Origin of the sequence: Streptomyces sp. NPDC050997 (assembly GCF_040660135.1) — a bacterium.
GTDB lineage: Bacteria > Actinomycetota > Actinomycetes > Streptomycetales > Streptomycetaceae > Streptomyces.
The window spans coordinates 194,691-207,914 of sequence record NZ_JBFAGK010000001.1; the positions used below are offsets into that span (position 1 = coordinate 194,691).

The 13,224-nt window shown below is 71.9% G+C and carries 8 protein-coding genes; 5 read left to right on the plus strand and 3 right to left on the minus strand.

The genetic code is table 11. The features are described 5' to 3' along the window. Positions 1 to 57 precede the first annotated feature (57 nt). The gene (locus tag AB0H86_RS00935) at positions 58 to 498 is read left to right on the plus strand and encodes an SRPBCC family protein (protein WP_362431281.1); all 441 of its coding nucleotides are present in this window, start codon (positions 58 to 60) and stop codon (positions 496 to 498) included. On the opposite strand, the gene AB0H86_RS00940 is transcribed toward AB0H86_RS00935, so the two are convergent. Further along, a complete protein-coding gene (locus AB0H86_RS00940; protein ID WP_362431283.1) occupies positions 481 to 5,310 on the minus strand; it encodes a DNA/RNA helicase domain-containing protein in 4,830 nt (1,609 codons plus the stop codon). The two genes, AB0H86_RS00935 and AB0H86_RS00940, sit on opposite strands and share 18 nt — an antisense overlap. 60 nt (positions 5,311 to 5,370) lie before the next feature. On the opposite strand from AB0H86_RS00940, the gene AB0H86_RS00945 reads away from it, so the two are divergent. From AB0H86_RS00945 to AB0H86_RS00960, 4 genes are read left to right on the plus strand one after another with little or no spacing between them, the layout of a single operon-like run. Then, positions 5,371 to 6,258 carry a DUF4231 domain-containing protein gene (locus AB0H86_RS00945; protein ID WP_362431285.1) on the plus strand — a complete coding sequence of 296 codons (888 nt, stop codon included), beginning with the start codon at positions 5,371 to 5,373 and terminating at the stop codon, positions 6,256 to 6,258. Between the two features lie 13 nt (positions 6,259 to 6,271). Further along, positions 6,272 to 7,549 (plus strand): toll/interleukin-1 receptor domain-containing protein, encoded by a 1,278-nt coding sequence (locus tag AB0H86_RS00950; protein WP_362431288.1) that lies wholly within the window; start codon positions 6,272 to 6,274, stop codon positions 7,547 to 7,549. Beyond that, positions 7,546 to 8,526: a MoxR family ATPase gene (locus tag AB0H86_RS00955; protein WP_362431290.1), complete on the plus strand. Its 981-nt coding sequence runs from the start codon at positions 7,546 to 7,548 to the stop codon at positions 8,524 to 8,526. Before AB0H86_RS00950 ends, AB0H86_RS00955 begins: the two co-directional genes overlap by 4 nt. Positions 8,527 to 8,528: 2 nt before the next feature. Beyond that, entirely contained in the window at positions 8,529 to 9,494 is a 966-nt protein-coding gene (locus AB0H86_RS00960) for a hypothetical protein (protein WP_362431293.1), read from the plus strand. A 72-nt stretch (positions 9,495 to 9,566) separates the two neighbouring features. On the opposite strand, the gene AB0H86_RS00965 is transcribed toward AB0H86_RS00960, so the two are convergent. Next, entirely contained in the window at positions 9,567 to 10,718 is a 1,152-nt protein-coding gene (locus AB0H86_RS00965; RefSeq protein WP_362431295.1) for an XdhC/CoxI family protein, read from the minus strand. A gap of 113 nt (positions 10,719 to 10,831) precedes the next feature. Then, positions 10,832 to 13,222 carry a molybdopterin cofactor-binding domain-containing protein gene (locus tag AB0H86_RS00970; protein WP_362431297.1) on the minus strand — a complete coding sequence of 797 codons (2,391 nt, stop codon included), beginning with the start codon at positions 13,220 to 13,222 and terminating at the stop codon, positions 10,832 to 10,834. Positions 13,223 to 13,224 lie beyond the last annotated feature (2 nt).

The window sequence follows — 13,224 nt, forward strand, 5'->3', positions numbered from 1 at the left end:
CGTGTGAGACGTATACGAACACGCCGCTGAGCAGGCCGGATTCCCTACGATCGTCCTGTGGTCACCTTCCAGCTCGAACGCACGGCACCCCTTCCCCTCGACGAGACATGGCGCCGCCTCACTCAGTGGCCCCGCCACGCCATGGTGGTCCCGCTGACCCGCGTCATCGTGGTCACGCCCCCGCCGACGCGTGTGGGCACGGTCTTCGTGGCCCGTTCGGGAATCGGTCCGCTCGCCTTCGACGACCGGATGGAGGTCACCCTGTGGCGCCCGCCCACCGAGACCCTGCCGGGCCTGTGCCGCCTGGAGAAACGGGGCCGGCTCGTCCGCGGCTGGGCCGAGATCGAGGTACTCCCCGGCCCTGGCGGGCGTACGCGGGTGCTGTGGCGCGAGGAGTTGCGGGTGCGTCCGCTGCCGGCCTTCGCCGACCCGCTCCTGGGCTCCGTCGCCCGCTACGTGTTCGGCAGGGCGGCGAACCGCCTACTCAGACGGCCGTGACCAGGTCCGTGACCAGGTCCGTGACCGGTGGTCGGAGAGCCTCCCCGGTACCATGCGCCGCAGTTCCTCCTGGGTCTTCGGGTCGGTGGAGAAGAGTGCGACTCCGGTGGTGGCGCGGGTGAGAAGGACGCGGTAGGCGTTTCTGATCAGACGGTCGGCGTCCGACTCCGGGACCGACCTCTGCCGGATCCCCGGATCGACGTTCGCCTCCCGGTCGGTGACCCAGCGTCCGTCGCGGCACACGAGATCGGGGCCGAGGATCACTCCGGACCAGTCGAACTGGTGGCCTTGGGCCACATGGGCGGAGCCCACCCGCTCGGTGGCCGAAAGTTGCACGCCCCACAGTCCCACGTCGACGGAGTGGGACTGCCAGGGGCGTCGCCAGTCGCCCACGCGGACGACCGCTTCCGGGTTCGGCTCCGGCTGTTCCCCTTGAGTCCGGGACGAGGGCACGGGCCAGCAGAGTCCGGCCGTCATCCGGGCAGACGAGCCCTCCTCGCGGCAGTCCTTCAAGAACGCCTCCATCTCCTGGGGGCTGTCCGCCGTCAGTACGGTGTGGCTGTCGTCGGGGACCCAGGGGACGGCGTGCCCAGACCCTCCTTCGAGAAGGGCGGAGACCCAGCGCGGGTAGGCGACACTGCCGCCGAAGCGGATGGGGTCGCGCAGTTCGACGTGGACCACGGGAAGGCCTCGCGATTCGGCGGCCCGGGTGATGAGGTCGGCGGTCCCCACTTCGGTGGGCCGTAGCGCGCTGTCCTCGTCGAGGAGGAACACGGACACGTCGGCGGCGTCGAGGAGTTCGTGGATCTGCGACCGATCGGACCGGCTTGTTTTCGGGGTGAACCGGGTGTCCGACGTGGAGCGCAGGCCCTGCCCATCGTCGAAGACCAACAGCAAGGGCCGCTCACCCTGCGGGGATCCGGTTGTCGGCCCGGCCGCGAGGTAGTCGGAGGGTACGACAAATCGACTGGCCCCCTGTCCGTCGTCCCCCAGGACCATCCGCAGGCTCTCCCTCCAGGCTCGCGGTCCCGACACGTAGTAGGCGCGAGGCCCCCAGCCGTGCCGCAGCTCGGAGAGCAGCTCCAACGCCAGAGCCGACTTGCCCGTGCCCGCCGCTCCCGTCACCACCACGACGCGCCGCTCCCGCCTGCGCACCGCCGCCACCGCCTGCCCCACGGCGATCGTCTGCCCACCCGTCGGAAAGTAGGGGAGGCTGTCGTCGGCCACGGCGGCAGCGTCAAGCACAGTCCTGAGCCTGGGGCGAGGCGCGGAGAGCAGCAGGTCCGCCGCCGCCGTTCCGGACCGGTCCGCCAGGCGGGACCGCAGGTGGGCAATGAACTCCGCCCGCCTGTCCCCCTGGAAGAGCGGCACCGTGCGCGCGTCCGACAGCGGCCAGGTCTCGTCAACGGCGGCGCTGCTCGCCTCGTACAACCAAGCCGCCCCGTTGGCCCGCACGGGACCGCTGCTCCGTGGCCAGAGCATGTCGTCGAGGTGGGCCAGGCGCGCCCGCACCCGCTCGACGGGGTGGACCCCCGGGCGTCCCCCGCCCTGGTAGCACAGACGCGGCTCGTCGGGATCCACACGCAGTGAACGCCATCGCCGCAACTCCAGGACGACGTAGGAGAACTGGTCCCTGCCCGGGTACCGGCCGGCCAACGTGACGTCCGTGGGTTCGTCCCCCGGCCCCCCGAGCCGGCCCAGGACCACCTCGACGTCCTCAAGGCCCGCTTCGATCAGCACCTCCGCCAACGCCGCGCAGTCCGCGCGCAGTTCGCGGAGTCGTCCGGTCGCCGGCCCGATCCATGACGGCAGGCTCAGGTTCTCCGCCCGCCACACGTCGTACGCCACCTCCGGCACCGTCGCCGCCAGCAGCCCGGCGGAGCCACGGAACACCACACCCCGCCGGGAGTACGGCTCCCGGCGCCTACCCGGTTCCTCCGGCGCGGGCACCGCCGTCTCCCGCGACGCCTCCCCACCCCCGGCCACCGGTCCCAGCTCGTAGACATCCCCCCGCGGTGTACGCAGCCGCACCTTCCCCGCCCCCACCGCCACCGTCCGCGACTCCCCCGGAGGGACGGTCACCGTGCGCGGCACCGGCACCCCGCCCCCGTCCGTCTCGTCCACCAGCACCTCGACCACCCGGGGATGCGTGTCCGGTACGAGGATCGCCACGTCCGTCGCGGCCCCCGGCCCGGCTCCCAGCGTCAGCAGGCCGCCGGACCCGGAGACCGTCAGCACCGCGTCCCCTACGGCGCCGACGATGACCGCCACGTCGTCGGCCGTCACTCCGTCAGGCGCGGGCCGCTGCTCCAGGCCCGTGTCGGAGACCTGGTGCACGGCGGCCGTGACCAACTGCCAGGCGCTGGTGCTCGCCCGCACGGCCTCCGGCAGCCTGGGCCAGGCACCGGCCAGCCAGTCGGCGACGCCCTCGCGGCCCTCCTCGACGAGCGCCCGCAGCGCCGGCGCCAGATGCGCGTCCACCGTCGTCGAAGCGCTCTCGGCGGTCAATCCGCCCGTCACCGCGAGCCAGTTGAGGCGTTCCTCGATCCGGAGAGCGGGCGAGATGTTCTCGTGGAGGCGCTCCACCAGGGCACCCACCTCGCGGATCGGGTCGTCCGGCGCCCCGGCCGCCAGCCGTTGCGCGAGCTCGGCCCGCAGCGCGGGGAGCAGTTCCGTGCGCAGCGCCATCGCCTGCGCGGTCTGCGCCGCCGTCCATGGACTGAACCAGAGGTCCGCCTCGTCTCCCGCGTCCAGCAACGGGAAGACCCGCAGCCGAACGGCCCGGATCAACTCCGGTTCGATACGGGTCGCGATACTCAGCGCCACGGCCAACTCGCGGGCACCGGAGGCCGGTTCGGGGAGGGCGCGCAGGGCCTCCGCCGAGCGGGCGACGACCTCGGACGGCGGGGACGGTGGGGAGGGCGGGGCGAATCGGCGGGCGGCGGCCTCCGCCTCGGGGCCGGGGATCCGGCCGAGCAGGCGCAGCACGGCGCCGCTCTGATTCTGGGGGACCTCGACCGGATCCGGGAGCAGTGCGAGAAGGGCGGTCCCGATGCTCGCGAAGGCCGCCTCCTCGTCGGGCGTACGAGGGGGAAGGTGGCCGGTGATCCGGTCCTTGACGGCCTGGACGACGCGCGGGGGGATGACGGAGGCCTGCCTCGCCTCGTCCAGGCAGGCCGCGGCCAGCAGGTGGATGTGGAGTGCCCGGTCGCGCTTCCGTTGTGCGTCGCCCCGCTCGACGAGACGCTCCAGCAGCGAGGCGAGCTCCAGAGGGCGGGCCAAACCGGCGGCACAGAGGAAGACCTCCCACCATTGGTCGTACTCGGCGTGCTTGGCCAGCAGGCCGAAGTCGCCGTTGTCCACGATGGTTCTGGCCGCCAGGAAGTCCTGGAGAGACCGGTGCGGGAAGTCGACGACGCCCTCGGCCGGGGAGCGCAGGACGCCGGAACGGTCGAGGAGGTGCGTGAGGATCTCCTCCGGTCGGAGGGCCAGGGCGAGGCTTCGGCCGTTGTTCGCGATCACATGGCGGGCCTGCTGCTCCGACATCTCGCTCTGTCCGTTGCGCAGCATCCAGTAGGCGAGGGCGCCCAGGAGGTTGAGCTGCACGTCGCCCGTGAGGACGTCCGACGCCGAGGTAGTGAGGGACCGCTCCCTTTCCCGTCTGATCACGAATTCGAGAAGGGCCGAGGACGACTCCGCGCGGGTGCGAGGCAGTCCTTGTCCGCGGTCCGCATGAGTGGCGCAGAGGACGGTGCACAGCCACGGATTGCGGGCCACTTCGGCAAGGCCGGGCCGCTCCCTCAGCAGACTCAGCAGCGCGTCCGCTCCTGCCGGATCCACACCTGCCGTGCGCTGGGCCTCGTACCACCGTCGTACGAAGGCCTCGACGTCGGCGTCCGTCATCGGAGCGATGGTCATCTCGGCGAAACCGAGGTCGGCCAGCCAGTCCGCGCGGACGGCCGAGGGTCGGCATGTGACGATCCACCGATTGCCGGGGTAGAGGGCACACAGGCTCTCGATCCACTGGCGCACTCGACCCCGTTGGCGCTCCTGGACCTCGTCCACGCCGTCGATCAGAAGGAGTCCGCGCCCTTCGGTGAGCACCCGGTGCTCCCACCCCTCGGGGGCGGTGAGCGGGCAGCCCTCCGCGGGGAGGAACTCCGCCGGATGCGGGAGGCGTTCCCCCCGGGTCAGGGCACGCACCGGCAGCCAGAACGGCACGTACCCGGATTCGTCCCGCGCGGCCCGGGCCGCGAGCCAGTGCAGCGCGGTCGTCTTACCGGATCCCGTGGAACCGCGCAGGAGCAGCCTCGGACTCTCCTCGACTGCCTCTGCGAGACGGCGGGCAAGGCTCGCTGTCAGTTCCGATGTGACCCTCGATCCGAGGTACCGCGCGTACTCCGCCTCGAACTCCGCGTCCGGCGCCCACTCCCCCTTGACGAACCCCATCGCATGCCGGCAGACGTCCTCCAGCAGCCGGCGTGTCTCCCCCTCTACCCGCCCTGCCCGCGCCGTCCCCAGTACGTCGTCCAACAGCCGACGAGCCAGGACGACGTACTCCAGCTCCCAGCCCAGCAGATCGGACGCCGTCCACCTGCTCAGGTACCGGACCGCGTCGTACACCATCTCCAACTGATCCTCGGCCGGACGCTCCTGGCTGAACTGCGCGACCCGATCGACGAGTTGGCGCACGGTGGACTCCGCCTCCGCCCACCCCCGCGAGACCCTGCCCTCGAACAGCTCCCGCAGCACGGGCAGTACGGCCTCGAAGACCTCCCGGTCCCCCGGGCCCCCCGCCACATTCCGCTCCATCCCACCGAGTATGTCCGAGTCCTTTGCCTGCGACCACGAATGTCCGCCAGAATCTCCGGCATGGAGACGCTCGGGGGGAACACGCTGATACGCACAGTCTGGCAGCGGCGGACCATCTGGTCGCAGGCAACGGCGAAGCAGAAGAGGACCGTCGGTCATGCCCGGCTCCTGACCCTGGGGCTGGGCATCCTTGCCGCCGCCTGCGGTACGGCCGCATCCCAGACACTGGAGGCCCTTCCCCCGCTCGGCCGGGCCTTCGCCTTCGTCGCGGCACTGGCCGGTGCCGTGACGCCGCTGGTGGCGCAGCGGTCCGGTCCGGGGCCGATGTCGGAGTGGATCCGGCTGCGGGCGATGACGGAGGCGCTGAAATCGGAGTCGTACCGCTATCTGGCGGGCGTCGCCCCCTACCGCGGCGCGGACAAGGACGACGTACTGCGGGCTCGGTTCGCCGAGTTGGAGCTCGACGCGGCGGATCTGCTCCCGCACACCACCGGGCTCACCGCGTCCGACCTCCCGCTGCCGGACGTGCGGGACGTGGACAGCTATGCCGCGCTGCGGGCGGGGCAGCAGGTCGCCGAGTACTACGAGCCTCAGGCGCTGCAGATGCAGGGCAACCTCGCCAAGGTCCGCCGGCTGGAGACGGCGTTCGGTCTGTGCGGGGCGCTCCTCGCGGCGGTCGCGGGTGTGTTCGAGATCGAGCAGGCCGGGGTGTGGGTGGCGGTCGCCGCGACGATCGGCACGGCGGTGACCGCGCACGCGGCGGGGTCGAGGTTCGGCTATCAGCAACTCGAATACGCGCGCACCGCCCAGCAGTTGAAAGCCCTGCTGGACGGCCGTGGGGATTCCTCGTCGCTCACCGACGCCCAGGAGGACGCGTTCGTCGCCCGTTGCGAGGACATCATCTCGGTGCAGAACGACGCCTGGATGGTCAAATGGACGACGGCGTAGGAGCCCCGACCGCATGATCGACGTGTTCATCAGTCACAGCTCCCGGCGCGACCCGTTGGCCGGAAAGGTCCGCAAGCGGGTCGTCGGCGAGCTCAAGCGCAGGAACTACCGGGTCAAGGTCGACACGTACGCGTTACGGGGCGGGCGCGAGTGGTGTCTGCAGCTGATGCGGTGGATCGCCGAGTGCGATGTCGCCGTCGTCCTGCTGAACCGGGCCGCGCTCGACTCGTCGTGGGTGCTGCGCGAGGTCAACATCCTGATGTGGCGGCGGTCCCTGTGCCCGTCCCTGCGTGTCCTGCCGGTGATCGTCGGCGATGTGACGACGGATCAGCTGAAGGAGAAGGGCTTCTCCGAGTTGTTGCCCCTGCAGTCCGTGCGGCTGCCGTACGAGACGGGCGACAGGATGTACCCGGGGCGGCTGGCCGGCGAAGTCCTCAAGGAGTTCGCCGGGTTGCCGGACGTACGGCACGACACCGATCACATGCGGCGCTGGATCCAGGACGTGGCGACCCGGCTGGACACCGTCGACGATCCGAAGGCGCTGATGGCCACGGGCCGCGCGCTCGGTATCGAGGACGCCGACCTCCACCACCTGGACGTGTACGCGGGGGCCGGCGAGTTCCTCGCGCACCACATGCTCGCCACGGCGACGGCCGCGGGGCTCAGGAAGGGCGTGTACGAGATCGCGCGCAGCATGGGCGGGGACCGACTAAGGGAGCTCATCACCCTGCTCACGCCCACATGGATCGACGCCGACGCCGCCCGACGCCTGCTGCCGCCGAACGGGCTGGCCTCCAAGCACCTGGTGGCCCTGAACGCCCGGGACCCGGCCACAGCGGGCCAGTACGTGGACCGTGCGATGTGCCGGCAGCTCATGTACTACAGCTTCCAGGCCGCGGGCGGCATCCCGCAGGGCGAGGACACGGTCGACGACCTCGTCGAGCAGGGCGTGGAGGCCGTACGCCAGGTGCTCTGCTCCCCTGACTGGCAGGACCCCCGGACGTTCCGGCCGCGCGAGGACTATCTGCACTGCCTGGTACTCGATGTCCACGGGCTGCGGCCCCGGTTGGTCGAGCGGGTCGTCGCCCGGCTGCACGACCTGTTCCCGTGGCTGCTGATCGTGCTGCTCGCCGACGAGTGCGACCCCGCCCGAGCGCGGCTGTCGTCGCAGCTGGCGGACCTCGTGGTGCTACCGGAACTCACCCAGGCCGACGAGGTGTTCGGTCATCAGCTCACCAAGGAGCTCAAGGCTGTGCCCGATCGCCTCAACGGCCTGGAGGTAAGCGCATGACCGATGAAGACCCCACTCAGGCGGCCCCCGTGCCTCATGGGGACGCGCCGGACCGCCGGGACGGCCGCGCCTATGTGACGCACCCTCGGGTGGAGCTGGCGGTCGAGGTCGCCCTGGCCACCGGCCGGCCGCTGCTGCTGCGCGGCGAGCCGGGTTCGGGCAAGTCCTCCCTGGCCGCGCACATCGCCCTCACCGAGGGCTGGCGCTACTACGAGCAGGTGGTCACCTCCCGCACCCAGGGCAAGGACCTGCTGTGGACCTACGACCACGTGCGGCGTCTCAGTGACGCGCAGGTCCGCGGTGGGGCCGCCGACCTGCGGGACGAGCTGTATGTGACGCCGGGGCCGTTGTGGTGGGCGTTCGATCCCGACTCGGCGGCCGGCGGGGGCGGGGCGGAGGGCGTGGTGCGTGGCGATCCCTGGTCCGAGGTGAACGAGGATCGGTCGCCGGACGGTGCCGTGGTACTGATCGACGAGATCGACAAGGCGGACCCGGATCTGCCCAACAGTCTGCTCGTGCCGCTCGGTTCGAACCGGTTCACCGTGCTCGAGACCGGTCAGGAGGTCACCTGGCGGCAGCCCGTGCCACGGCCCGACGCCGCCGCCGGGAGGAGCGGCCATCTCGTGATCATCACCACGAACGAGGAACGCGAACTCCCGCAGGCCTTCCTGCGCCGCTGTGTGGTGCTCGCCCTGAAGGAGCCCGACAGGCCACGGCTGGTGAGGATCGCCGAGGAGCACTTCGTCACCTCCTTCGGTGCCTTCGCCGACGCCGATCGGGCGCTGGCCACCGAACTCGCCGACGCCCTGGTGGAGACCCGGAAGCAGGCCCGCGACCAAGGGCTGCGCCCGCCCAGCACCGCCGAGTTCCTCGACGCCCTGCGCGCCTGCAGGAATCTGCGGATCAACACCGCGGACCCCCGCTGGGGGCAGCTGAAGGAGCTGACGCTTCTCAAACCGCAGCAGCCCGAGGCCTGATCGTGTCGTCGTCCGCCATCTGGTTCGGCGATCTCGCGCGGGCCGTCACCGCCGTGGGCCGGAGCGACCCGGAGACCCTGCGGGCCGTGGCCGACCTGCTCGGTGTCTCCGCCCCCGCGCCGGGTGAGCAGGCCGTGCCGCCCGAGGAGCCGGCCGCCGAGTTGCTGCCCCCGCTCCCGCCCCCGGCCCTCGGGCCCCGCGCCGACGGCGCCCCCGAGATCCCGCGCACCTCAGCCGCCGTACCGGCCGTCTCCGCGACCGTGTCCGGGGCGGGGCCGCGGCTGCTCACCCCCGTGGCGCGGGCGCCCCGGCCGCCGGTGGTGTGGACGACACCTTCCTTGGCGACCGCCTCCCGCACCGGGCGGCCCGTGCCCCGGCAGTCGTTGTTGGCGCCCCGGTCGGCGTCCGCGATCGTCCAGGCCGCCGCGTCCCGCCGGGAGCCCGACGGGGACGTGGACATCGCCCGTGCCGTCGACCGGCTGGCCAGGGGTCTGCCGCTGCGCAGCCTGCCGCGCCGGCCGGCCCCGACGCTGCGCTTCGGAGTGCAGGTCCTGGTCGACCGCGGGATCGGGATGCAGCCCTTCCACCGGGATCAGGACGACCTGGTCAGCCGGATCCGCAACACGGTCGGGCAGGACACCACGCAGGTCCTCCACTTCGAGGACTCTCCCCTCGACGGGGCCGGCCCCGGGGGCCGTTGGACCTGGCGCCCCTACGAGTCGCCCGCGCCCGGTACCCGCGTCCTGGTCCTGACCGATCTGGGGCTGGGCGGTCCCGCGTACCGCCGGCGGGACGGTCGTGCCGCGTGGGAGTGCTTCTTCGACCGGCTCACCCGGGCGCGCTGCGCGGCCGTGGTGTTCCTGCCGTATCCGCGGCGGCGCCGGCCGGCGTGGGCCACGGGCCGGGTCCGCCTGGTGCCCTGGGACCGCAGGACCACGGTCGGCTGGGTGCGTATGCACGACAGCTGAACCACGCGCCACTCGGCCGGACCGGCGACACCTCCCGGGCCCGCCGGTCCGATCGCCGACTGACGATGCCTCTCAGGCCACCGACCCGATCCGCCCCGCCGGTCCAGAGGTCACCTCGTGATGGATCGGTGTGTGCGCACCGGTCAGGGAGACGCCGCTGCCGCCGCGCCGGTCGGCGACGATCTCCGCGGCGATCGACAGGGCCGTCTCCTCGGGCGTACGGGCTCCGAGGTCCAGTCCGATCGGGGAGTGGAGCCGCGTCAGCTCCAGCTCGCTCACGCCGACCTCGCGCAGGCGGGCGTCGCGGTCCAGGTGGGTGCGGCGGGAGCCCATCGCGCCGACGTACGCCACCGGGAGCCGCAGGGCCAGTTTCAGCAGGGGTACGTCGAACTTGGCGTCGTGGGTGAGGACGCACAGGACCGTGCGGGCGTCGACCTCTGTGCGCTCCAGGTAGGTGTGGGGCCACTCGACGACGATCTCGTCGGCCTCGGGGAAGCGGGCGCGGGTGGCGAACACCGGGCGGGCGTCGCACACCGTCACGTGGTAGTTCAGGAACCTGCCGGCCCTGACCAGCGCCGACGCGAAGTCGATCGCGCCGAAGACGATCATCCGGGGCGGGGGGACGGACGATTCGACGAGCACCGTGAGCGGGGTGCCGCAGCGGTAGCCCTGTGCGCCGAGCCGCAGGGTGCCGGTGCGGCCCGCGTCCAGGAAGGCGCCGGCCTCCGCGGCGATCGTGCGTTCCAGTTCGGGGTGGGCGCCGAAGCCGCCGTCGTATCCGCCCTCGGGACGGACCAGCATCGCGCGGCCCAGCAGATCCGCGGGACCGGACACGATCCGGGCCAGCGCCGCCGCCCGTCGGTCCGCGGCGGTGGCGAGGGCGGCCGTGACGACCGGGCGGACGGGGTCGCCCGCCCGCACCGGGGTGACGTAGATGTCGATGACACCGCCGCAGGTAAGGCCGACGGCGAAGGCGTCCTCGTCGCTGTAGCCGAACCGCTCCAGGACCGACTCTCCGTCCGCCAGGGCCTGTTGGCACAGGTCGTAGACCGCACCCTCCACGCAGCCGCCGGAGACCGAGCCGATCGCCGTGCCGTCGGCGTCCACCGCGAGGGCGGCGCCGGGCAGGCGGGGCGCGCTGCCGCTAACGGCCACCACGGTGGCCACGGCGAAGTCACGTCCCTGCTCGACCCACCGGTGCAGTTCTTCGGCGATGTCCAGCATCTGTCTCGGTCTCCTTGGCGGCAGAGGGTGCAGGGTGCGGAGAGTTCCCGGGAGGGCGGCCGGCGCACGGGACGAAGTCCCCGGGGAAACTCGCCGGTTCGGCCCCGGAGGGGTCACGTTCCGGTGAGGTGTTCCGGCCGGACCGGTGTCCTGTTCAGCTCCAGGCCGGTCGCGTCGCGGATCGCCGCGAGCACGGCCGGAGTCGACGACAGGGTCGGTGCCTCGCCGACGCCGCGGAGCCCGTACGGGGCGTGGTCGTCGGCGAGTTCGAGCACGTCGACCGGGATGGTCGGGGTGTCGAGGATGGTGGGGATCAGGTAGTCCGTGAAGGAGGGGTTCTTCACTTTCGCGGTCTTCGGGTCGACGATGATCTCCTCCATGACCGCCATGCCGAGGCCCTGGGTGGTGCCGCCCTGGATCTGGCCGATGACGGACAGCGGGTTGAGCGCCTTGCCGACGTCCTGGGCGCAGGCCAGTTCGATGACCTTGACCAGGCCGAGCTCGGTGTCGACCTCGACGACCGCGCGGTGGGCGGCGAAGGAGTACTGGACGTGTCCGAAGCCCTGGCCGGTGCGCAGGTCGAAGGCCTCGGTGGGGCGGTGCCGCCACTCGGCCTCGACCTCGACGGCCTCGTCCTCCAGTACGTCCACCAGGTCGGCGAGGACCTCACCGCCGTCGGTCACCACCTTGCCGCCCTCCAGCAGCAGTTCGGCGGTGGCCCAGGCGGGGTGGTACGAGCCGAACCTGCGGCGCCCGATCTCCAGGACCTTCTCCCGGACGAGCTCGCAGGAGTTCCGGATGGCGCCTCCGGTGACGTACGTCTGACGTGACGCGGACGTCGAACCGGCGCTGCCCACCTGTGTGTCCGCCGGGTGGATGGTCACCTGGGCGACGCCGAGTTCGGTGCGGGCGATCTGCGCGTGGACGGTGACGCCGCCCTGGCCGACCTCGGCCATCGCGGTGTGCACGGTGGCGACCGGCTCCCCGCCGACGACCTCCATGCGGACCTTCGCGGTCGAGTAGTCGTCGAAGCCCTCGGAGAAGCCGACGTTCTTGATGCCGACCGCGTAGCCGACGCCGCGTACGACGCCTTCGCCGTGCGTGGTGTTGGACAGACCGCCCGGCAGCTGTCGTACGTCCGCGCCCTCGCTGCTCTCCCACTGGCGCTCCGGCGGCATCGGCATCGCCTTGACGCGGCGCAGGAGTTCGGCGACGGGGGCCGGGGAGTCGACGGGCTGGCCCGTCGGCATGATGGTCCCCTGCTCCATCGCGTTGAGCCGCCGGAACTCCACCGGGTCCAGGCCGAGTTCCCTGGCGACCTTGTCCATCTGTGCCTCGTAGGCGAAGCACGCCTGGACCGCGCCGAAGCCGCGCATGGCGCCGCAGGGCGGGTTGTTGGTGTAGAGCCCGATGGCCTCGATGTCGACGTCGTCGACGACGTACGGGCCGACGGAGAGCGAGGCGGCGTTGCCGACGACGGCCGCGGAGGTGGAGGCGTAGGCGCCGCCGTCCAGCACGATCCGGCACTTGATGTGCGTCAGCCTGCCGTCCCTGGTGGCGCCGTGCTCGTAGTACAGCTTGGCCGGGTGGCGGTGGACGTGCCCGAAGAAGGACTCGAACCGGTTGTAGACGATCTTCACGGGCTTGCCGGTGCGCAGCGCCAGCAGGCAGGCGTGGATCTGCATGGACAGGTCCTCGCGGCCGCCGAACGCGCCGCCGACGCCGGACAGCGTCATCCGTACCTTGCGCTCGGGCAGGCCGAGCACGGGGGCGATCTGGCGCAGGTCGGAGTGCAGCCACTGGGTGGCGATGTAGAGGTGGACGCCGCCGTCCTCGTCCGGCACCGCGAGACCCGACTCGGGGCCGAGGAAGGCCTGGTCCTGCATGCCGAAGGTGTACTCGCCCCTGACGACGACGTCGGCGCGTTCCTGAGCCGCTGGGACGTCGCCGCGGATGATCGGCTGGCGGTGGACGATGTTCGGGTGCGGGACGTGCTTGCCGTGGCTGTCGTCGCGGTTCTCGTGGATCAGGATCGCGTCCGGGGCGGTGGCGGAGGCTTCGTCGGTGATGACCGGGAGTTCGCGGTACTCGACCTTGATCTTGGCGGCGGCGCGGCGCGCGGTCTCCGGGTGGTCGGCCGCGACGATGGCGACCGGCTCGCCGTGGTGGCGGACCTTGCCGTGCGCGAGGACCGGGGTGTCCCGGATCTCCAGGCCGTAGTTCCTCACCTCGGTCGGCAGGTCGTCGTACGTCATGACGGCGTGGACACCGGGCAGGGCGACGGCCTCGCTCGTGTCGATGGAGACGATCTCGGCGTGGGCGACCGTGGAGCGCAGGATCTGGCCCCACAGCATGTCCTCGTGCCACATGTCGGACGAGTACGCGAACTCGCCGGTGACCTTGAGGGCGCCGTCCGGGCGGAGCGTGGACTCGCCGATGCCACCCCTGGTCGGGGATCCCTGGGTGATCTTGGTCGGTGTACCGAGGGGGGAGCCGTTGGGCATGG

Excerpts from the sequence above, each read along its gene's own strand:
- AB0H86_RS00940 (WP_362431283.1), bottom strand. The coding sequence starts at position 5,310 with ATGGAGCGGAATGTGGCGGGGGGCCCGGGGGACCGGGAGGTCTTCGAG.
- AB0H86_RS00950 (WP_362431288.1), top strand. The coding sequence starts at position 6,272 with ATGATCGACGTGTTCATCAGTCACAGCTCCCGGCGCGACCCGTTGGCC.
- AB0H86_RS00945 (WP_362431285.1), top strand. The coding sequence starts at position 5,371 with ATGGAGACGCTCGGGGGGAACACGCTGATACGCACAGTCTGGCAGCGG.
- AB0H86_RS00955 (WP_362431290.1), top strand. The coding sequence starts at position 7,546 with ATGACCGATGAAGACCCCACTCAGGCGGCCCCCGTGCCTCATGGGGAC.
- AB0H86_RS00970 (WP_362431297.1), bottom strand. The coding sequence starts at position 13,222 with ATGCCCAACGGCTCCCCCCTCGGTACACCGACCAAGATCACCCAGGGA.
- AB0H86_RS00965 (WP_362431295.1), bottom strand. The coding sequence starts at position 10,718 with ATGCTGGACATCGCCGAAGAACTGCACCGGTGGGTCGAGCAGGGACGT.